Source organism: Agrobacterium sp. 6Ca8 (genome assembly GCF_055382765.1).
Map to the genome: position 1 here is coordinate 379,994 of NZ_AP026434.1, position 20,036 is coordinate 400,029.

Here is a 20,036-nt window from a genome sequence, read left to right on the forward strand (position 1 = left end):
GGTAAGCCCGCCCTGATCAATCTTGCTGAAGTAGCTCGCCCTCGGCTTGGCGCTTCAGCGCTTCAAGTTGCTTTGTCACCTGCTCGTTGAAGGTCGCCAGACCAAGTTTGACGAACCCTTTCAGCGCAAGGCGCACGGTTCGTTCGTCCCAGCCGAACTTGAGCGAGAGCGTTGCGGCTTCCGGCTCGATGGCGCGCTCGAATGCGCTTTGCATCAGGGCAACCGCATCGCGGCCGGCCTGATCGACCTCGTCAACGATGGTGAGTTCGCCCCGCCGTTTGGCGAGGTCCATTTCCTTCAGCTCGGCGTCAGCGAGCGCTTTGCGCGCGTTGCCATCGGCCTGCGTTTTGTTGCGATTGTGGACGCCACCCGAGGAAGGTGCCGGGCTGGCCACGCTGCTGAAGAGCGTGCCGGCCGGGGCGGAACGGATGCGAATGTTGCCGGATCGATGCTCGACCAGGGCGATGTAATCAACCTTGTTCGACTTTCCGTCTTCGCGAAGCGGCAACGCTTCCGCGTGCTGCTTGAGGTAACGGGAGAGCGTCGAGCGATCCACCTTGTCGCCGGATTGCGTCAATCGCGCCGCCGCTTCGGTGATGGAAATCCAGTCTTCGTCCATCAAATCCATCCGTGCAAGCGTGCGTGCATCGTGCGTGTATGCGTGTACCGCTTTTCGAAAGTGCAACTAGTGAAATCCCGCAGTACCCCTGTCCCGTATGGTCGATTTTCTTCGAATACGGTCCCTAAATGGGGGGGTGGGGGTGCCGCCCCTCAAAGGGGGGCAGGGTCGAAGGGTCACGGGACCAGCTTATCAAGCACCGCCGAAACGCGTTGATCGAGCAGCGGCGCGGCGATCCGATGGAAGGCGGCGGCCGTTGCGCCCATGGACATCTCCACCGGAATGATGACGCCCGACCGCGCAAAGGTGATTTTACTGCCCGACGAATTCAGCCGGTAGTAAACGTGCCCGTTGAACTTCGGAACCTCTTTGCGATCCGGGAACAAACCGCCCCGCATGAAAGTGCCGGGATAAAGCGTTGCCTTGCCGAACGGCCTTGCCACCACGCCAGCCGGAGTTTCCTTCGGCCGAAGATACTTGAGGCGGATGTTTCCGCCCCGCGTGGTCATATCGTAAATATACCGACCGGGCCGAGCTGCCGCAGGATTGCCAATCGCCTTGACGATAACCTGCCTTGGCAAGCCGGTCTGGTTCGTCAGCTCACGGATGACAACCGTTTTCGAGCGGTTGCCCACCTGGTTGACGATGCGGGGCAAGACTTTCGGGAATTGGGCATTCAGCGTTTGAAGCCGCTTGCCGTACTTGGCAAGATTTCTGTCGGCCCATTTGATCGTCAAAACACCAGACATGGCCCCGCCTCCGGGAAACAACCCTTATACAAACGCAAAAGGCGACCGGTTAAGGTCGCCTTCGCTCAAGTCCGCCGATGATATAGCTGTCGCACTGGCCTTGAATCGGTCTCTCTGGCGAGAGGGTCAAGGCAGGGTCCGCCCCGGCTTACCAGCGTGGAGGTTTTGGAACCCCACTCGCCGGTCGAAACCGGCGCACCTGCACAGGATCAGCAGATCATCCTGCGGTATGCATAGTCACAACTGTTCGAGCAATGCAAGAGGGGCTTCGATGGTCGAAACCTTGCCGAACACGTCCACTGCCACCACAGCGCCGGTAGCAACGCGCTCGCCGTCAACGGTCCGATCCTTGCGCAATTTCAGGATGGTGCCGCCGAAACTGGCGAAGGGGCCAAGCACGAAACGAACCTTATCGCCGCGCTTGAACCGTTCGCAGTGCTTCACATCCGGCGCAGCTTCGTCATCGCCGAAAGCCTTGAAACGATTCATTTCCTCGTCTGATACACGATGGGGCTGAACCATACCGCCGACGAAGCCCGCCACACCTTCCAGCCGGGCAATACCGCACACTGCCGCAGGCGAATACACGATGTTCACCAGCACATAGCCGGGCAGAAGAGGACGCGATACCGCAGGGATAATGCGACCGCGAACGACCGTTTCACCGATGGTTTCGAGCGGAAGAAAAACTTTCACGCCGGCTTTCCGAAGGGTATCTTCAACAGTTTTTTCGGCCTTGTGCTTCGTCTCCACCACAAACCATTCGTGTTTTCCCGGCTGATTCTCCGCCGCCATGGAAAGCATGGTGACGTTGAGTCGCTTCGTGTTCTGCATCTGGTCGAACAGAGACGCAAAGCGCGACAGGTCATAAAGCTCCGGGTTGACCGGCTTGCTGGCGGCATAAATCTTCACGTTATGCATCATTGGAGCGTCCCTCGCTGATGGTGGTAAGGAATTTGGAAAGCGCGGCCTCAACAGCCGCTTCGAGATCGACAGCCCCGTCATCGACCGGGGGGAAGTAGACCCATTCGGGCGGATGCTCGATAAAGGGCCAGCCGTTGCGCTCATGCAGGCGCTTCCAAGCCGCAAACACACCGCTGTCACGATGCACCTGCCGGAAATCCTGCACCAAGGGAATGAGCAACAGAGACGTTGTGAAAGGCTCACGGCGGCGGGCAAGGTCTCGCATCGAGTTGACGAGGGGCCAGCCATTGTCACGGCGCTTTTCGTAAACAAGCTGTTCGCGGGAAATCATGCCCTTGGCGATGCGGGTTTCGTCAAAGCTGGTCACATGCAGCAGTCCGGTCGGCTCTTTCGACAACGCCTCGAAGCGCGTTCCCATCCAGAGCTTGCCGCAGACCTTGGCGATGCCGTGCGTGTTGACCGGGTCCGCAAGGACATGTTCCGGCAGGTCGCGCCAGTGACGGTTTTTGAGATAGACCGCTGCGGCCATCAGGTCGGCAGGCTTGGCCCAACGAAGATAGGCGGGCGTCCGCTCCACGCACTCGGTCCGATCTTCCGAGGAAAGAGCGAACCATGCGTTGCGGGCATATTCGATATCGCCCTTCTTCCACGTCGCAAACCAGAGCGTGAAAGCGTGCTCTATCTTTTTTCGATCAACCTTTTTCAAAACTCCCTCTTCCGCGCCAGCGGCTGGAGAGTTTTCTGGAATGTTAGTTGGAAGATTCTTATCTTGGTGGAACTCCTCCACCACCTTCCGGTCGTCATTTCCACCACCTTCGGGAACGATTTCCACCGCCTTGGCGGCGGAACGCGGTGGAACTGCTCCACCACCTTGAAGGGTGCGCGCGTCGTCGGAACGTGGTGGAGGATTTCCACCACCTTCATCGTCTTCGTTGCTGGCTGCATTGCCAGAAAGGTCGCGGCCCGGCCAGCGCGCAACATACTCGTTCCGCTTCCATTTCTGGCCGCGAAAACCGTGTTGCGTGACGACGATCCAACCGCTCTCTTCGGCGATTTCGAGATGTTTCAGAACGGTTTTCTTGTCGAGGCCCGTCAGATCCACCAGTTCCGAGATCGGCGGATAGCAGGAACCGCCGGTCGCATCCATTTTCAGGCCAAGCGTATGCAGCACAAGGCGCGTGATAGGCGGCAGGCCGGATTTACCGACCGCGTGACGCCAAGACCATGCACGCGACATTGCGCCGTGATCCGGTTCCATCACTGTGCACCGCCTTTCCGCACCACGTCGCGCAGGAAAGAGCGCACGGCGTGGACGCCGAGAACCACCGTGTGCGGCAATCCGCCGTCCGGCAGGCGCGTGGCGTTGATGGCTGCAAATTCCACGTCCAGCGCGTCCACGCCTAGCGTGAAATGCGCCTCCTGCAAAACGCGGCGGATTGCGGTATGGTCGCGATAGATGACGCCTTGCGGCGCGCGCAAAAGCCAGTCTGCGCGTTCCGCATCGGTCCGGCAGTCAGCCAGAATTTCAACGATAGGCATTAGATCGGTCATCGGCTGATTTCCCGCTCTACCTTGCGCGCCAGAGCGCGGTAGCTGTCCATCGCCTTGCAGAGATCGCCATGCGCCCGGCGCTGGTCGCCAGCAGCCTTTTCGGCGCGTGCGGTCGCTTCCTCGCAGGCGACGAATGCGACTTCCACCAGCTTCGTCTCTTTCAGGAAATCATCATAAAGCGGATTCGAACCTGCCGGGCCGAAGAACTGGTCTCGGACCTGCGCCACCCAATCGCGCGGCACACCCAAATCCTTCGCCACGGCAGCATCCGTCCAGGGGGATTTATAGGCGTCCTTGGCGTAAACCTCGTCGAGCTTGTCATTGATAATGCGCCGGTCCTCGCGGCTCATTTCACGGGGCTTGTCTGCAATCGTCGCTACGGTGTCCACCATGGCTTTTTGTCCTTTACGCTTGGCCGGGGTGGCGTGGATCGGGCAGAAATCCTTGCGCGGACTGCTGCCGACCAACCATCCCTTGTTCTGAAAGTGCTGAGTTGCCGCGATTGGCGGCTTGCGATTGGTCCCGGTTTGATGCGGGAAATAGGCTACAGCGCCGCAGCAGGCGCATGTGATCTGCATGGCCTTTGTGGACTTGTCGCCGTATGGGATGGAAACTTCTGAAAAGATGCGGTCGCTCAAACGGAAACCCTCCTCGCCCATATGTCGAAGTCCGTGCGCAGGTCGATAAACGCCGCCTGCGCCCGCTCTTCGCGATTGAGTTGTGTTTTACTGGTGATGCCGATCAGCGTTTTCAGGACCGTGTCGGCGTGCTCCTTGTTGTGGATCGCGCGCGCTTGCGCCGGATGCTGCCTCCGCTCAAGAAAGCGATGAAACAGTGGGTCGGCGCACAGCATTGCGGCATTCGCGGCAAAATCGCCTTCTCTAAGGTGCTGGCGCTGTTGCGTGTCTGAAGACGCTGGATGACCGCTTTTCAGGGCAGCAATCGCCCTTCGGCGGAGGCTGAGGAAGAGAACGGCGTCGGATAATGCGCCGCTGATGAGGTCAACCTCATCAGGCAATGCATCCTCGAAAATCGTGCACAGAATCGCCCGGTCCCCAGTCGAACGGGTGGCAACCACGTGCGTTTGCTTGCCATCGACATCGATTTCCCACCTGTCGCCTGCGCACCTGTCTGCGATCATTGCAATGCGGGAAAGACGTGCCTTTTCGCGCTCGCGTTCGGCCTGCGCTGGAGTCGTCATCCGGCTACTCCGAGAGCATAACCACCCCACTGCAACGCGGCCGCATCCGCGATACCCGGATGGGTTTGCGACCGAATTTTCCACCGGTCAGCGCCCGGCGGAGCACGATGCACAATAGACCAGCGCTTATGCTCGTCTGTTCCCGGCTTCGGCGGAACAAGCCGGTTCGTTGCCACCAGCGGCGGTAAACCACGCAGATAGAAGGAAGTCGCCTTGAAGGAAGCGTCGCCAAAATGCCACGGCTGCACGGTTTGTGCCGCCTTGTGATAGTTGCGGATTCGCATTTTGGCATAGCGATGCATCACGGGATTTTCGACGGCGATGCGCTGAATCGGGGCATTCCAGCAATCGGAGAACAACGCAGCCCCTTCATCTAGGAGCCGCCACATAATCGCCAGCTTTTCATCGCGCGTCAGGAGCGCCCACGCCGCACGTTCCCCCTCCAGCGCCTCATTTGGCGCGTTTGTTGGCGGCTCTTTGAGCCACCGCACACCAGAATTGCAAAGTCGTGTGCAGGGCGGGTGCATCACCGCAAGCAAGTCCCACCCCTCATTTAGGAGGTCGCGGACATCACAAATGATATGGCGATTACTACCGTCATCGGCGGGCAGAAGATCGCAGGACCAAACGTCATGACCGAGCGCCGCAAAAGCGCGGCGGACTACGCCAGACGTTTCGCAACCAATTAGGACCTTGAGAGGCTTGGCGATCCTGAATTGTGAATTGGAAAAGGGAATACTCACGCCGCCTCACTTTCCGCCGCGATGGCGGGTTGCTGCGGCTGGAAATCCTTCCAGTCCACGCGGCGGACAATGGTGGCGCTGCCATAGTTTCCGGCCTCGTCACGTTCCCAAACGAACCACGCCGTATTCATGCGGCTGCTGGCCTTGTTTCCGTCCCATCCGTCGCGATGCATCATCGGGAGGCGTCGCTTAAAAACGTAGACGCGAGCGGGTGGGCAATCGTCCATCACGAAATTGCGGTCATCGTCCGCGAACCCGCAAAGGAAATTCAGGTTGAGCAAAAGGGCCATCTTGCGCGGCTTGTAGACCCGCAGGGCATGGGCCACGAAGGCGTTCAGCACGTCGCCGTAAGGCGGATTGGTGACGATATCGTAAGACCCGGCTTCGTCCGGCTGCGATGTCAAGAAGTCCTGCACCGCCTGCAATTCGCCGTTGCTGTCCGCCGTGCCGTGGTCGTTAATATCGGCCAGCACCACGGCGTAATGAAACGCTTCCAGCATACGGGATATCGCGCCGCGCCCGCAGGCTGGTTCCAAGACGCATGCGGTGAATTCTTCCAGCGCTAACAGCGTAAACATCGCTTCGGGCGGCGTCTCGTAGAGGTTCGCCCCGCGCTCTTCCTTCGTGGCGCTGGCCGTGCCGACCGCCGCACGAAGATTGGCCTTCGTCGGTTCCAGCCCGGCGGCAAGCCTCGCCTGAATAGCCCGTTCGACAATGCCGGGTTCACGATGCTCCGCCGCAGCGAGTTTGCGCGCTTCGTGGATTTCCTTGTAAGAAAGGCCTGTATCTTCAACAGTTAACCCCTTTCCATCGGAAAGGGGTTTTGGACGGCCTCCCTTTGAGACTTCACCTGCCGCTTTGGCCTCGTCCCATTTGTCGGCAATCAGGATTTTCGCGCGGGCTTCGATCAAGAGCGCGTCGGCCTGCATGCGTCGAGCTTTGGCGATCAGCTTTTCCGTTGCGCCGATCTGTTCAGCAAACTGCGCGGCGGTCTTTGCCTGATTATAGGCGACCGACGCGACAATGCGGGCGTTCATAACGTCGCCTTCATCCAGCAGCGCCCGCGCCCGTTCCACCGTGGCGACGAGACCGGAAGCATCCGCGACCGGCACCACGGCAGTCGCCGGTTCGCGTTCTGGCAAGTCACCGGGTTCCGCAATGCCTTCGAGCATCGCCAGCATTTCGCGGGCGCGGTCGGTCGGGTAATAGGTCTTGCCGTCCTTCTTATCCCGCGTCAGGTAACCGTTGCTGACGGACTTGTTCGCGCTGATGCCCTGCTGTTGCGATTCGACTGTCACTACACCATCGCGGACCGCGTTGGTGATGATCGCAAGAGCGTTCGGGCCGGGCTTGGGGAGCTTGACTTGCTTGTAAGGGGCCATCAGTGCGCCCTCATCAAACGGTCAAGAAATGCCTGTCCCAAGCCGGTCAGCTTGGCGGTCTCTCCATCGGCGGTAATGTGGACGTAACCACAGCCTCGGCACTCTTCGGCCAACCGCCGCCGAACGGGCGTATAAAGTGACAGCTTGCCGCGCTGGAGTTTGACCTCGCGCAAAAAGCCCCTTGCGCTATCTGACAAGGGGCTATTCATCAATTCGGCGGTAGCCGGGTCAGTGAGGCGCTTCATTCCGCACCCCCGACAACACTAAGCCCGACCTTCTCGCCGCCTTTGGCTTTAACGCTGGCGAGCGCCTTTCGGAGCGCAGCAATACCGGCTTCCAGTTCCGCCGCGTCCCGATCCATCTTCGTGGCTTCGGCTGGCGTAACCACCATATCGGCAATGGCGACTGCGCCACCGGAGATCAAATCCCCGGCCTTGCGCACCATATCGGAATAGGCCACGACGACACACTGTTCGGCTGCGCGCTCGCCTTCCGGGTCCGAGAGCCGCCGCCCGTTAAGTTCGGCCATTGCGGAGGTGACGACCGGAACACCGCATTCGCTTTCCAGCGCGTAAACGGCATGCAACGGCATCAATTCCGGGTCGGTCGCATTGTTCATGCGCCCGATATGGCTTTTCGAAATGGAGGAAATGTCCGCTGCACGCTCGATCCCGCCCACGAGGCGGATAAGGTCACGTTGGGCGGCTTTGATGCGGTGAAACCATGCGTTTGAAATCATGAGACAATACCTTTCCCGCGCCGGGAAAATCCCGGCGTTTTTCCCGTGGTGGGAATTGTTTGGAGATGAGAGTTTCAGGGCGTCAGGAAGTTACGGAGGCCCACATGAAAAACGACAGTTGCCCGCGCCGGGCGAGAAGAAGGAAAGCGCACCGGCGCGGGTCGCAGCAGGCCGGGAGGATTGGCCGCGCGAAAGCAAATGGGAGCCGTTCATTCGGCGGCCTCCTTCGGTATTTGAAAGAAATAGCTGTCATTCCACACGATCTCGCGCTCAAAAGCAGCGCTACGGATAGCGCGCATTTCTTCGAGAGAAGGCGCAACCCCGCCTTCCCAACGGGAGACAGTCGACTGCGCAACGCCCAAGATTGCAGCGAAGTCAGACTGACTGACAGCAAAGAGTGTCTTTCTAATATGCCGAATTTCGTTCATGCGCGCATATTATGCGCAAACAGATATTTTGCAACGCTGAAAATATCCGCAAACAGATTTTTGTCGGATGGTGTAATAGATTATGCGTAAACGCATGGACACAGCAAAACAAATTGCCGAACTCTTAGCGCTTAAACACTGGAACCAGATGAAGCTTGCTACGCACTTTGGTGTGTCGCAGTCCACCGTCCATCGTTGGAAGGCGGGCGCTGACCCCGAAGGCCCGCACCGTGATGCGATTCGAGAGTTGCACGCCAGAGAGTTTGCGGACCCAACGTTGCAGCCTAGCCGGCGCGTTCCCTTGAAAGGCAAAGTGGGGGCGGGACAAGAAGTCTATGCTATTGATGATGGTGGGCACGATTACGTTGAAGCCCCTGCCGGGTCTCGCCCGGAAACTATCGCTGTCGAAGTTTCAGGGCAGTCGATGTTCCCAGCGTATGAAGAGGGGACGCTATTGTATTACTCTAAGCTGTTGCCGCCCTCCGATATGGTTAATCGGCGAGCTGTCGTTCAACTCGCGGACGGTAGGATCTTCGTGAAGATTATCCGCCCTGGAAGTTCGCCAGACACATGGACGCTCAGCAGCATAAATGCGCTTTACCCTGATATGACTGACGAAATGGTCGAATGGGTAGCGCCCATCGACTGGATTAAACCAAGGTAGGATTTTATCATATCCGCGACAGCTATTATCTTTATGCTTTCGCGGATTTTTTATTTACATGTATATCCGTTTGCGCATATTATCCATCTGGTCTGGTCGTCATGCCCTTGATGGTTCGGACAGACGGCCGGGCAGCACACTCTCTAAATTCGAAGGTGCTGCCCGGCTCCCGATAGATGGAGACAAAGAATGCATATCAATACATCGAACGAAACCGAGCTGACGCACGCGATGGCGGAGGCTATTCAGCGCGTTGGCGAAGGCTGCACGAAAGCCGACCTGCGGGAATGGTTCACGGCAGAGGAAATCAATCGCTGCGGCGATGCAGCTATTGCGCGGTTCCACGACATGCGCGTTCAAGACGCACGCGTTGCAGCTTGAGACGTCCGCTCCGGTTTCCGCCTCGCCCGAGGCGGTTTCCAGAACGGATGGAGACAGCCTTGATCCAGATTTCACCCATGATTCCGGCAAAACGCCCGCAGCAGCCAACGCCGCCCTATGGTCGGTTCTTTCTGGCCTGTGTTTGCGCCGTCCTGATCCTCGCCATCATCGGCGGCGCGGCGCTTTGCGCCACGGACCAAGCAACTCACACCGCTCGCGAGCTTGAAGAAGCCATGAGGACTCTTGACCTTCAAGCCACCGAGCTTTTGACGGAGGGCATGCGATGACAGCCGCCGCCGAAGCGAGACCTACAGGCGCCTGCCCATTGCCGCCCGTTCTCGGGTTGAGCCGTGAACAGGCCGCTGCCTATATCGGCGTTTCCAAATCCCTGTTTGACGAAATGGTGGCCGATGGCAGAATGCCGAAGCCGAAGAAGGCTAATAGCCGTACCATTTGGGACAGGCGGTCACTCGAAAGAGCCTTTAGCCGCTTGCCCGGAGGGGAGGGCGATGAAAATGAGGAGTGGGATTTCGCGTAAATGCCCAAGAAATTCGCCAAGAAATATGTAGTCGAAGATCGAACCGGGGGCAGTCTCCGGTTTTATTTTCGGCGGAAAGGCCAACCGAAAATCCGATTGCCGGGTCTGCCCGGCACGGATGAATTCAACGCAGCTTATTACGCGGCGTTGGAAGGATTGCAGAAAGAGGAAGCCGCCGGTCCGAAGATGGCGGGGAAGGGGACATTCCGCTGGCTATGCCAACTCTATTTTCAGAGTGCGGAATACAAGCAACTGGACAGCAAGACCCGATATCGCCGCAAGCTGATTGTTGAGGCCATGTGGAAAGAGCCAATCAAGAAGGGCGATAAAAAGCTTTTTGAGGACGTGCCAGTGACTGCGTTCACGCCAAAAGCCGTTCGCGTTCTTCGGGACCGAAAGGCGGAGACGCCGGATGCCGCCAATAGCTGGCTTAAAGCGCTACGCGCGATATTCGCGTGGGCGACAATGCCCGCTGTGGAATTGTGTGCGGTTAATCCCGCCCGTGATATCCCGTACTTCAAAACCGGATCGGAAGGTTTTCACTCTTGGACTGAGGATGAGGTTGACCAGTTCATTGCGAAACACCCTATCGGAACGAAAGCTTATTTGGCTCTAATGCTGATGCTTTATACCAGCCAGCGCCGCAGCGATATCGTGCTGTTTGGAAAGCAGCATATGACAAAGGGCTGGCTCCGGTTCGTTCAGGAGAAAGACAAGAAGAGGAAACCCCGCAGATTGGAAATGCCGCTTCATCCAAATCTGGTGAAGGCTATCGAGGCTGGGCCGTGCGGCGATTTGACCTTGCTTGTCACAGAGTTTGATAAGCCCTTCACGTCAAATGGCTTTGGCAACTGGTTTCGTAAACGATGCGATGAAGCCGACCTTAAACACTGTAGCGCCCACGGGTTGAGAAAGGCCGCCGCTGCCCGGCTCGCAGATCGCGGCGCGACCGAACATCAGATTATGGCAATCACCGGTCATACAACATCGAAAGAGGTAATCCGCTATACCAAAGCGGCTCGCCAAAAAGTGCTCGCGAAGAGCGCCGTTAAGCTTATGGATCAAGCTGTGGACGATAGCGAGGACTGACCAAAAGCAGAACAAAAGTGTCCAACTTTTCTACGTAGTGTGAACTACTTGGACATTTCGGACCAGAAAGACTAGCAAAATCAATGTGATTTTTAGGTAATGGTACCCCAAGCCGGGATCGAACCAGCACTCCTTGCGGAACCGCATTTTGAGTGCGGCGCGTCTACCAATTCCGCCATTGGGGCAACGGTGGTAATGCCACGGCGTCTATCACGGCCAATGGCATGCGTGCAACCCCAAAGCTGATTTTTCCTGTCTAATGACGTGCGTTTGCAGCCTTCATTTCAGAGCTTTTACCGGGCGGGGAATGAAAGGAGAGTGGCGTTTGTCCGTCCCGTATCGGTACACCGACGGTTGTGGCGTTAAAGCAATATTAGATACCACTAATAAATTAGAATATACACAATTGCTAATTGAATTATGATGTTTGCGTGGAGTTTCCACGCGGGGCGGGAGAAGCCAGAACTCATAGGAGGAAATTATGAGGGCGCTTTCTCGCAATTTGTTACTGTCTGCCTGTCTGATTTTACCGGTCAACGCCCACGCGCTGGATATCGGGATTGGCGGTGAGAACGGGGTGAATGCCAGTGTGGGCGGCAATGGCAGCGGTGGGCTCGGTGTCGATGCTTCCGTTGGTGGCAGCAATGGCGTCAATGCCAGCGCTGATGTCGGCGGCAGAAGCAGTGGCGGACTGGGCGCAGATGTCAACGCGTCGGTCGGTGGCAGCAGCGGGGTCAATGCGGATGTCAACGCATCCGTCGGCGGCTCGAGCGGTGTCAGTGCGGGCGCCAATGCTTCGGTTGGCGGCTCCAGCGGCATCAATGCCAATGTTGGTGCGAATGTGGGCGGATCGAGTGGTCTTGGCCTTGGTGTCGGGCTTGGCATCGGCGGCTCCAGCTCGCCAGGCAATCCGGGGAACCCCGGTAATCCGGGCAATCCTGGAAACCCCGGCAACACGGGGCCGGTATCGCCCGGTGGCATGCGCAATGCCATACAGGCCTATAACGACATGTCGCGAAATGAGCAGATCAAGCTTGCCCGTCGTTGTGTCGATATTCTCGGCGGCGGATATGACGCCGCACTGACACAATTGTGCAAGATGATCCGGACGGCCTCGCGCTGACGCAGCGTCAGCCCCATGGATAGTCCGAGACCAAACCGAAGGATGCTGCGGCATCCTTCGGGATTAACTGTTCTTGCGCCCAAAGGAGAGGATTTTCTGGCGCAGGCTGCGGGCGAGGTTGCGGGTGTTGCGATACATGTCCACCTGCGTGGAAACCTGTCGCACGTCACGGTCGCTGTTCTGCGCAAGCCCGACGACCAGAGTGCCCATTTCCTGCCGTTCCTGCCAGAAGCGGCTCATGATCGGATGATCGGGCACTGCGCAGCTGTCGCTGCGCAGAATATTGGCGTCGTCCAACTGCCAGTCGGTCAGTTTCTGCACCAAAAGTTTGCCGGGTGAAAACCGCGAATAGGATTCGTCAAAGGCGGTCTTCCACGTATAGGCCTCGCCAGCCGTCATGAAGACGATCATGGAGGCGATGGCGCTGCCATTGAGATCGATGGTGTGAATGCGCACCGCATCCGCTTCAGCCAGATTTGTGATTGCCTCGCGGGCGAAGGCGGCGCGATAGCGGTCGTTCACCAGCGCGCTGCGTTTGCGGCCTTTCCAGCCACTCGCTTCCAGCGCCAGGAATTCCTCCATGCGGTAGCGTATGTCCTTCGGTTGCCGGGTAACGGTGTAGGAAAGGGCCCCGAGTTTTTCGAGCTGTCGCCACTGCCTGCGCATCTCCCGCAAATGATGCGGCGCAAGTGAATTACGCAGATAGGCTTCGCCGTCCAGAAGGCTCTCCAGCATCGGCCGCTGATAGTTACCAGTCGTCGTCACCGGCAGGTTGCGGCTGATTGCTATGGCCTTGAACATCCGGGCAAAAGGCCCTTCAAGCCGTACATCCGGCAGTACCAGAACATTCGGCAGGCGCATTTCCCGGTCGGAAAGCGCATCGAAAAGATTGTCGAGCGTCTCTGCGGCACCTTCGGTATCGACCAGCGGCGTGCCGAGAGGGCCGAAGGGGTTGGCCCAGCCACGGATGATGGAGGGACCGATGGAAAAACCCGGCTTTTCCACGGTGAATGGCATCAGAAAGCGCATGCGGCTTCTAGCGCCGTTCTCGTCGCGAATAAGGGCGAAGCGCACGGACTTGTCATCGATACGCGGCATGGCGGGTGCAAGAAGCCGCCCTGTGAAGAAGACATTTGCCTCCATGACGCGGTTGGACAGGAAGTCGAGTTCTTCCTGCATGTCGTAACCGAGCCGGCCAGGATAGATGCAGAATTCGCGGCCGTCGCGTCCCACGCGCCGGCTGCTGTCGGCCACGGGGCGGTCACGCTCCTTAGACGCCATCAGCGCAGCGATGCGCGGGTCCTGAAAATCCGGATTCTTTGGGTCGCTGGACATGCTTATCGTTACACCGCCTTCCCAGTGTCTTGACCCGCCCGGGGATCGTTGAAGGCAAAAAGGACGATCCCGAGTGTGCGGCGAATGGCAACATGCAATAGCACAGCTTCTATGCACATTGCTATCGCGACAGCTGCCGCAGCGCCTGTCAGACCATAGACCGGAATCAACACCATGTTGAGTATAATGTTACAACCGAAGATAATAATATAAAGAGCTACGCACAATTTTTGTTTGCCGGCCATATTCAGCAGCGTTTCTCCCGGGCCGATCAGTGCTTTTGCGAGGAAGCCGGCAAAGAGGAAGAACATCAGCTTGTAACCCTGTACGAAGCCGGGACCGAACAGGGACAGCAGAAACGGCCCTGCCAGAAGCACGAGACAGCCAACGGCAAGCGATGGCCAGAAGGCCCAGCGCGCCGCCTGGCTGGCGAACCCGGCCAGCCCCTGCCTGTCATTGGCAGCAATGAGCGCGGCCAGACGTGGGGCCGCAGCCGCCTGCACGGAAAAAAACACGAATTGCATCAGCACGATGGTTTTTGCCGCGGCAAAATAGATGCCGACCTGATCCGGCGGCAGATATAGACCGACGATTACCACATCTGAATTGGTCATCAAAAAACCGATGCCGTCGATCAGGAACATCGGAAAGGCAAACCGTATCCACGGACGGAAATGCACCCTGCGGGCAACGCTGCGGAAATGCCGGTTGAGCCGGCGGTTCATGAACACGAAGTGGAAAAGCGTGGTGACATAGGTGGCCAAAAGGGCCGCAAGCATCGCTGTCGTTGCGGTTTTTTCCGCGCCGAGAAGGATCGCCACCAGCATGAACAGCAGGATCAGCACCGGGCGGATGATATAGGTGGGGCTGAGGGCTGAAACCGCCCAGCCGTTGGCACGCGCGGTTCCGTTCAGCACATCGCCAAGCGCCACCATCGGCAGGGTGAAAAGCGCCAGCGAAACCGGAATGAGGTAATAGGCAGAGATGCGCTCGCCGAAGAAATACAGGAAGACGAAACCGAAAAATGCAAGCGCGCTGGCCGAAAGCATGGCGAAGAGGCGCGCTGTCGAGGTCAGACCCATGATCTTGTCATGGGCATCCTCCAGGCGGTAGCCGGGCAGAAAGCGGATGACGGTGGTGTGAAAGCCGAGACAGGAGAGGTTGCCGAACAGGATGACCAGAACCCAGACAAAGGCGAACAGGCCATATTCGAATTCGCCCATCAGGCGGGCAAGGATGATCTGGGAGATGAAAGCGATACCGGCGCTGATGATGCGCACCGCAAAGGCGACGAGCGCCATGCGCTGGGCCCGGGAGACATCGTCTCTGCCGGAAACGACGACGGCGATTTTTGCCCCCAGGGGCGCCAGTTTAGCGCGCAGGCCTGCGGGTAAGGCTTTTTCCGCCGTGTTGAGGATAGCCATAATCCACACGCCATCATTTCCAGTTGAGTAGGCAACTGGATTATAAGCACCTTATCATTAACGAAGGGTTTGGGAGACAGGCACCTGTGTGCCGATATTGGCCACCTGCCTCGGTTTGCGGATCCCGTTGAAGAGAAAAAGGGCAAGCGGACTACGGCGTATCGCCTGATGCAGCAGATAGGCCGTTATCGTGGTGGCGACGACGATGATGGCGAATTCCAGGATCGGAGGCAGCGAGATCAGGATGAAGAGGGTGCCGAAGGCATAAATCAGCGGGTGGTGAACCAGGTAGATGGTGAAGGAAGCGTCGGTCATTCTCCTGGCAAGCCGGCTTGGCCGGTCGAAAAAGCGGCAGGCGATATCGATCAGCAGGCGGCTTGCCGCCACGGCGGCGATTGTGGAGACGAGTATCAGCAGGGCCGAGTTCGAAAAAGGATATTCCAACCGCAGCGTAACCGCTGTCGCGATCCCGGCAAACGCGATGACGCCCGTGAGGATGCCCGTCTGGCGGAAGCGGTGAAAAAGAGCCCGGTCGCGATGAAGCAAAGCCCCGATAAGGAAGAACGGTACGTAACGCGCGTAAGGGTCGGAGGCCCGTTCATAGAGAACGAGAAGGCTGTTCCCATTTTTGCCAGCAAGCAGGCCCGAACCGTAAACCGTCAGCTCCCATAAAACAGGGAAGGCGCAGAGCGCTGCGAAAAACGCGGCTGGATATTGACCCCGCATCCTGCCGAACCAGTCTCTTGCATAGGCGAGGGGCGGGCGCCCCGCCAGAAATAGCAGGCCGGCAAGCAGACCCGAATACGCGATAAGGGCGGGTAGGAACCATAGATGCATGATCCATTGCTCACCCGGAAACAGCAAATCCGGCAGGTTCGCGAGCAGCCGGTCGGCGGGAATATCACCTTTGGCGATACCTGCCAGTTTCAGCAGGAAAAGCTGCGATGGCCCAAGCAGGAGCACGGCCACGATGAAAGGGACGCCAAGGCGAAGGAAGCGCTGTCTGAGCCATGGCATCTTGCCCTTCCTGCCGATGACCATGGTGGAAAAATAGCCGGCCACCAGAAAAAACGAAGGCATGCGGAAGGTGACGAGCGCTGCCCCAAGCGCGGTCAGGACTGGGCTGGTCTCGAAATCCTTGATGTCCCAGGGCAAAGCATAGCTGTAGAGCAGGGAGGCGTGATAGGGTATGCCGAGCAGCATGAGGAGTGCCCGCAACGGGTCCCAATAATGCTCATAGTCTGATTTGCCCGGTTGCATTTTCCCCTCGCGTGACGAACGCGATCCCGCCTGATCCGTAACGATCAACACGACTATTGGTGGAAAACGCTAATAAACCCTTCATGCACCCGACGGGGTGGGCGGGGCCTTTTTCTTGGGCATGAGGTCAAGCACCAGTGCGCAGCCCAGAATGATGATACCGGCACCGAACAGCTGGGGAAGCGACAGGGGTTCGTCGAGCACCAGGGCGCCAACAAGCACCGCCACGACGGTGACGGCAAATTCCACGCTGATCGCCTTCGTTGCGCCGATCGAGGAGACCAGCTTGAAATAGGTGATGTAGGTCAGGCCGCTCATGACGACCGCCTGTATCAGAAGATAACCGTAATCGACGAGATCGGGCGTTCCGGGCAAGGGCACAGCGAAAAGAAGCGGCAAGGTCATCAGGCCGCCTGTCAGGAAGGAACCGATGGTTATTTCCCAGGATCCAACCCCCTTGAGGTGCAGGCTCGCAAAATTGCTGCCATAGGCGGCACAGATGCAGGCGGCGACAGCGGCAGCACAGCCAATGACAAAGCCGGATGTGACAGGAACAGCGGGAAAACCAACGAGCAGGACGATGCCGGCAAAGCCGATGACGAGACCGGCAATACCCTGCCGCGTCAGGCGTTCCAGACCCCAAATCTGCGAGATCAGCATTGAAAAAAGCGGGATGGTCGCCACCAATATGGCTGCCATCGCAGTGCCGATCTGAGGCGTCGCGTAGGACAGGCCGATCAGTTGCCCGGCGACCGTCGTTGCGCCGACGATTGCGAAAGCGCGCCAGCTTGCGGAGAATGCCAGCTTCCGGCGTGCCGCACGCGCAATGAGAAAGAGTGCTACAGCGGTTATGAGCGAGCGAAGCGTGACTGCGCCAATCCAGCCGAAGGCTGCGACGACATGTAGAAGCAGCAGGAAAGACACGCCCCACGTAATCGCGAGAAAAATATAGGCGGCAAGATCGCGAGGGGCCATGAAAGCAGTTTCCGCAAGATGATCCGGCTCCCATAGGGAAAGTGCCGATACCAGTCAACACCCCGACCAGCAGCAATGATCCTGCCCAAACAAAATCGCCCGTAACGCAGGTTACGGGCGATCGATTGCTGGCATAAAGCCCTGGCCTTTTACGCCTGTTCGTAAACGCCGTGGCAGTGCTTGTACTTCTTGCCCGAGCCGCAGGGGCACATTTCGTTGCGGCCGATACGGCCCCAGGTGGCGGGGTTGTTCGGGTCGCGCTCCTCGGCCGGTACGAAAGCGACCGGCACGCCCTGCGCCATCTCGTCTTCCCCGGTGACGGGGTCGAGGTGATGCGCGGTCATTTCCGGCAGCTCCGGCTGCTGCGGTTCCTGCTGCACCAGTTCCACGCGCATCAGCTGGGCGGTGACGGCTTCACGCAGGTTGGTAAGCAGCGACTGGAACAGCTCGAAGGCTTCCGCCTTGTATTCCTGCAATGGATCGCGCTGGGCGTAACCGCGGAAACCGACGACGGAACGAAGGTGATCGAGGTTGACGATGTGTTCGCGCCACAGATGGTCGATTGTCTGAAGCACGACCGAGCGCTCGACATAGGTCATGATCTCCGAGCCGAAACGTTCCGCACGTTCAGCGGCGTATTTGTCCGCGGCCTCGGTAACGCGCTGAAGAATGTCGTCCTCGGCGATGCCTTCTTCCTTCGCCCATTCCTCCACCGGCAGGTCGAGGTTCAGGAACTGGGCGATACCGGCCTTGAGACCGGCGATATCCCACTGTTCGGCATAGGCATTTTCAGGAATATGCTTGGTGACGAGCGCTTCGATCACTTCGTGGCGCATGTCGGCTGCGGTTTCACCGATATTGTCGGATTCCATCAGCTCAAGGCGCTGCTCGAAGATGACCTTGCGCTGATCGTTCAGCACGTCGTCATATTTCAGCAGGTTCTTGCGGGTCTCGAAGTTACGGGCTTCGACCTTCTTCTGGGCACGTTCCAGCGCCTTGTTGATCCACGGATGGACGATGGCCTCGCCGTCCTTCAGGCCGAGCTTCTGCAGCATGCTGTCCATGCGCTCGGAACCGAAGATGCGCATCAGGTCGTCCTGGAGCGACAGATAGAACTTGGAGCGGCCGGGGTCGCCCTGACGGCCGGAACGGCCACGCAGCTGGTTGTCGATACGGCGGCTTTCGTGGCGCTCGGTCGCGATGACGTAGAGACCGCCGGCGGCAAGCGCCTTTTCCTTGAGAACCTTGATCTCGGCGCGGATGGCCGCTTCCTTCGCATCACGCTCCGGACCCGGCTCCATGCCTTCCAGCTCGCGCTCCAGACGCATCTCGACGTTGCCGCCGAGCTGGATGTCCGTACCACGACCGGCCATGTTGGTGGCGATGGTGACCGCACCGGGAACACCGGCCTGCGAAACGATATAGGCCTCCTGCTCGTGGTAACGGGCGTTCAGAACCTGGAAATCGGTAAAGCCGGACTGGCGCAGCATGTGGGCCAGAAGCTCGGATTTCTCGATGGAGGTCGTGCCGACGAGAACCGGCTGACCACGATCATGCGCCGCCTTGATCTCGGCGATGATGGCAAGGAACTTCTCTTCGCCGGTACGATAAACCTCGTCGTCCTCGTCGATACGCTGGATCGGCAGGTTGGTCGGCACCTCGATGACGTCGAGACCGTAGATGTTGCCGAACTCTTCCGCTTCCGTCGACGCCGTACCGGTCATGCCGGCAAGCTTTGCATACATGCGGAAGTAGTTCTGGAAGGTGACGGAAGACAGCGTCTGGTTTTCCGGCTGGATCTGCACCTTTTCCTTGGCTTCCAGCGCCTGGTGCTGGCCTTCGGAATAACGGCGGCCCGGCATCATGCGGCCGGTGAATTCGTCGATGATGACGATCTCGTCGTTGCGGACGATGTAGTCCTTGTCGCGGGTGAAGAGCTTGTGGGCCTTCAGCGCATTGTTGATGTGGTGAACGATGGCGACGTTTTCGATGTCGTAAAGCGATTCGCCCTTGAGCAGGCCCGCCTGCCGCAGCAGGTTTTCAAGCTTCTCGGTGCCGTCTTCGGAGAAGTTGGCCGAACGCTGCTTCTCATCGATTTCGTAATCTTCCGGCGACAGAAGCGGAATGAAGGCGTCGATGGTGTTATAGAGATCGGAGCGGTCGTCCAGCGGGCCGGAGATGATAAGCGGCGTGCGCGCCTCATCGACCAGAATGCTGTCCACTTCGTCGACGATTGCGTAGTTGTGGCCGCGCTGCACCATCTGGGCGCGATCATATTTCATGTTGTCGCGCAGATAATCGAAGCCAAGCTCGTTATTCGTGGCGTAGGTGATGTCGCAGCCATAGGCCTCGCGGCGCTGGTCGTCATCTAGCCCGTGTACGATCACACCGGTCGTCAGACCGAGGAAACGGTAGAGCTTGCTCATCGTGGCCGCGTCGCGCTGGGCGAGGTAGTCGTTGACGGTAACGACATGCACGCCCTTGCCGGCCAGCGCATTGAGGTAGACCGCAAGGGTCGCCACCAGCGTCTTGCCTTCACCGGTCTTCATTTCGGCGATGGCGCCCTGGTGCAGGATCATGGCACCGGTCAGCTGCACATCAAAGGGTCGCATGTGTAGAACACGGCGCGACGCCTCGCGGGCGACGGCAAAAGCCGGGATCAGCAGATCGTCCAGCGATTTGCCGTCCGCAAGCTGCTGGCGGAACTCCGCCGTCTTTGCCGCCAGCGCGTCGTCGGAAAGAGCCTTGGTGGCTTCCTCCAGCGCATTGATGGCTGCGATCTTGCTTTTATAGGAGCGGACGCGGCGTTCATTTGCCGAACCGAACAATTTGCGGGCTATTCCGCCGAGGCTGACCATCTTACTGGCCCTTTCTGAAATTCCGTTTTCGCAGGCGGTTTTTTCCATCACGC

The 20,036-nt window shown here is 58.5% G+C and carries 23 protein-coding genes and 1 tRNA gene; 6 read left to right on the plus strand and 18 right to left on the minus strand.

Annotated elements, in window-relative coordinates:
* Positions 1 to 16 precede the first annotated feature (16 nt).
* From ACZ5A6_RS15955 to ACZ5A6_RS16010, 12 genes are all read right to left on the minus strand, one after another.
* Positions 17 to 619, minus strand: a complete 603-nt coding sequence (locus tag ACZ5A6_RS15955) for a hypothetical protein (protein ID WP_245316644.1) — start codon at positions 617 to 619, stop codon at positions 17 to 19.
* A gap of 176 nt (positions 620 to 795) precedes the next feature.
* Positions 796 to 1,368, minus strand: coding sequence for a hypothetical protein (locus ACZ5A6_RS15960; RefSeq protein WP_464111139.1), 573 nt, complete (start codon positions 1,366 to 1,368; stop codon positions 796 to 798).
* A 237-nt stretch (positions 1,369 to 1,605) separates the two neighbouring features.
* Positions 1,606 to 2,292 (minus strand): transcription termination/antitermination protein NusG, encoded by a 687-nt coding sequence (gene nusG / locus ACZ5A6_RS15965; RefSeq protein WP_464111140.1) that lies wholly within the window; start codon positions 2,290 to 2,292, stop codon positions 1,606 to 1,608.
* Positions 2,282 to 3,550, minus strand: coding sequence for a helix-turn-helix domain-containing protein (locus ACZ5A6_RS15970; protein WP_464111427.1), 1,269 nt, complete (start codon positions 3,548 to 3,550; stop codon positions 2,282 to 2,284). The genes nusG and ACZ5A6_RS15970 overlap by 11 nt, the downstream gene beginning before the upstream one ends.
* Complete coding sequence (locus ACZ5A6_RS15975; RefSeq protein WP_464111141.1) at positions 3,550 to 3,843, minus strand: hypothetical protein; 294 nt, start codon at positions 3,841 to 3,843, stop codon at positions 3,550 to 3,552. The genes ACZ5A6_RS15970 and ACZ5A6_RS15975 overlap by 1 nt, the downstream gene beginning before the upstream one ends.
* The gene (locus ACZ5A6_RS15980) at positions 3,840 to 4,481 is read right to left on the minus strand and encodes a hypothetical protein (protein WP_464111142.1); all 642 of its coding nucleotides are present in this window, start codon (positions 4,479 to 4,481) and stop codon (positions 3,840 to 3,842) included. Before ACZ5A6_RS15980 ends, ACZ5A6_RS15975 begins: the two co-directional genes overlap by 4 nt.
* Positions 4,478 to 5,044: a hypothetical protein gene (locus ACZ5A6_RS15985; protein ID WP_464111143.1), complete on the minus strand. Its 567-nt coding sequence runs from the start codon at positions 5,042 to 5,044 to the stop codon at positions 4,478 to 4,480. The genes ACZ5A6_RS15980 and ACZ5A6_RS15985 overlap by 4 nt, the downstream gene beginning before the upstream one ends.
* Positions 5,041 to 5,787 (minus strand): hypothetical protein, encoded by a 747-nt coding sequence (locus ACZ5A6_RS15990; protein ID WP_464111144.1) that lies wholly within the window; start codon positions 5,785 to 5,787, stop codon positions 5,041 to 5,043. Before ACZ5A6_RS15990 ends, ACZ5A6_RS15985 begins: the two co-directional genes overlap by 4 nt.
* A complete protein-coding gene (locus ACZ5A6_RS15995; RefSeq protein ID WP_464111145.1) occupies positions 5,784 to 7,169 on the minus strand; it encodes an SAM-dependent methyltransferase in 1,386 nt (461 codons plus the stop codon). The genes ACZ5A6_RS15990 and ACZ5A6_RS15995 overlap by 4 nt, the downstream gene beginning before the upstream one ends.
* Positions 7,169 to 7,414, minus strand: coding sequence for a hypothetical protein (locus ACZ5A6_RS16000; RefSeq protein ID WP_464111146.1), 246 nt, complete (start codon positions 7,412 to 7,414; stop codon positions 7,169 to 7,171). Before ACZ5A6_RS16000 ends, ACZ5A6_RS15995 begins: the two co-directional genes overlap by 1 nt.
* Positions 7,411 to 7,908 carry a hypothetical protein gene (locus ACZ5A6_RS16005; RefSeq protein WP_113012651.1) on the minus strand — a complete coding sequence of 166 codons (498 nt, stop codon included), beginning with the start codon at positions 7,906 to 7,908 and terminating at the stop codon, positions 7,411 to 7,413. The genes ACZ5A6_RS16000 and ACZ5A6_RS16005 overlap by 4 nt, the downstream gene beginning before the upstream one ends.
* A 209-nt stretch (positions 7,909 to 8,117) precedes the next feature.
* Positions 8,118 to 8,336: a helix-turn-helix domain-containing protein gene (locus ACZ5A6_RS16010; RefSeq protein WP_211379245.1), complete on the minus strand. Its 219-nt coding sequence runs from the start codon at positions 8,334 to 8,336 to the stop codon at positions 8,118 to 8,120.
* An 82-nt stretch (positions 8,337 to 8,418) separates the two neighbouring features.
* Here ACZ5A6_RS16010 and ACZ5A6_RS16015 point away from each other — a divergent pair, with 82 nt between their 5' ends.
* The 5 genes from ACZ5A6_RS16015 (at position 8,419) to ACZ5A6_RS16035 (ending at position 11,008) form a co-directional block, all read left to right on the plus strand.
* On the plus strand, positions 8,419 to 9,000 hold the full coding sequence (locus tag ACZ5A6_RS16015) for a S24 family peptidase (protein ID WP_464111147.1): 582 nt from the start codon (positions 8,419 to 8,421) through the stop codon (positions 8,998 to 9,000).
* A gap of 189 nt (positions 9,001 to 9,189) precedes the next feature.
* Positions 9,190 to 9,381: a hypothetical protein gene (locus ACZ5A6_RS16020; RefSeq protein ID WP_078053414.1), complete on the plus strand. Its 192-nt coding sequence runs from the start codon at positions 9,190 to 9,192 to the stop codon at positions 9,379 to 9,381.
* Positions 9,382 to 9,440: 59 nt separating this feature from the next.
* Complete coding sequence (locus ACZ5A6_RS16025) at positions 9,441 to 9,668, plus strand: hypothetical protein (protein ID WP_162728972.1); 228 nt, start codon at positions 9,441 to 9,443, stop codon at positions 9,666 to 9,668.
* Positions 9,665 to 9,919: a helix-turn-helix transcriptional regulator gene (locus ACZ5A6_RS16030; protein WP_112161850.1), complete on the plus strand. Its 255-nt coding sequence runs from the start codon at positions 9,665 to 9,667 to the stop codon at positions 9,917 to 9,919. Before ACZ5A6_RS16025 ends, ACZ5A6_RS16030 begins: the two co-directional genes overlap by 4 nt.
* Positions 9,920 to 11,008, plus strand: coding sequence for a site-specific integrase (locus tag ACZ5A6_RS16035; protein ID WP_464111148.1), 1,089 nt, complete (start codon positions 9,920 to 9,922; stop codon positions 11,006 to 11,008). It abuts the gene before it with no gap.
* 100 nt (positions 11,009 to 11,108) lie between these two features.
* On the opposite strand, the gene ACZ5A6_RS16040 is transcribed toward ACZ5A6_RS16035, so the two are convergent.
* A tRNA-Leu gene (locus ACZ5A6_RS16040) sits at positions 11,109 to 11,193 on the minus strand.
* 296 nt (positions 11,194 to 11,489) lie between these two features.
* Here ACZ5A6_RS16040 and uppQ point away from each other — a divergent pair.
* Positions 11,490 to 12,131 (plus strand): polysaccharide biosynthesis GNAT family N-acetyltransferase UppQ, encoded by a 642-nt coding sequence (uppQ, locus tag ACZ5A6_RS16045; protein ID WP_003511246.1) that lies wholly within the window; start codon positions 11,490 to 11,492, stop codon positions 12,129 to 12,131.
* A 63-nt stretch (positions 12,132 to 12,194) separates the two neighbouring features.
* Here the strand turns inward: uppQ and ACZ5A6_RS16050 are convergent, their stop codons facing one another.
* The 5 genes from ACZ5A6_RS16050 to secA form a co-directional block, all read right to left on the minus strand.
* Positions 12,195 to 13,466: a GNAT family N-acetyltransferase gene (locus ACZ5A6_RS16050; protein WP_464111149.1), complete on the minus strand. Its 1,272-nt coding sequence runs from the start codon at positions 13,464 to 13,466 to the stop codon at positions 12,195 to 12,197.
* Between the two features lie 8 nt (positions 13,467 to 13,474).
* Positions 13,475 to 14,890, minus strand: coding sequence for a Wzx-type polysaccharide biosynthesis protein UppV (gene uppV, locus ACZ5A6_RS16055; protein WP_112292018.1), 1,416 nt, complete (start codon positions 14,888 to 14,890; stop codon positions 13,475 to 13,477).
* Positions 14,891 to 14,947: 57 nt separating this feature from the next.
* On the minus strand, positions 14,948 to 16,150 hold the full coding sequence (locus ACZ5A6_RS16060; RefSeq protein WP_081308484.1) for an acyltransferase family protein: 1,203 nt from the start codon (positions 16,148 to 16,150) through the stop codon (positions 14,948 to 14,950).
* Positions 16,151 to 16,231: 81 nt separating this feature from the next.
* The gene (locus tag ACZ5A6_RS16065) at positions 16,232 to 17,125 is read right to left on the minus strand and encodes a DMT family transporter (RefSeq protein ID WP_013761727.1); all 894 of its coding nucleotides are present in this window, start codon (positions 17,123 to 17,125) and stop codon (positions 16,232 to 16,234) included.
* A gap of 149 nt (positions 17,126 to 17,274) precedes the next feature.
* Positions 17,275 to 19,983 (minus strand): preprotein translocase subunit SecA, encoded by a 2,709-nt coding sequence (secA, locus tag ACZ5A6_RS16070; RefSeq protein WP_464111150.1) that lies wholly within the window; start codon positions 19,981 to 19,983, stop codon positions 17,275 to 17,277.
* Positions 19,984 to 20,036: the final 53 nt, after the last annotated feature.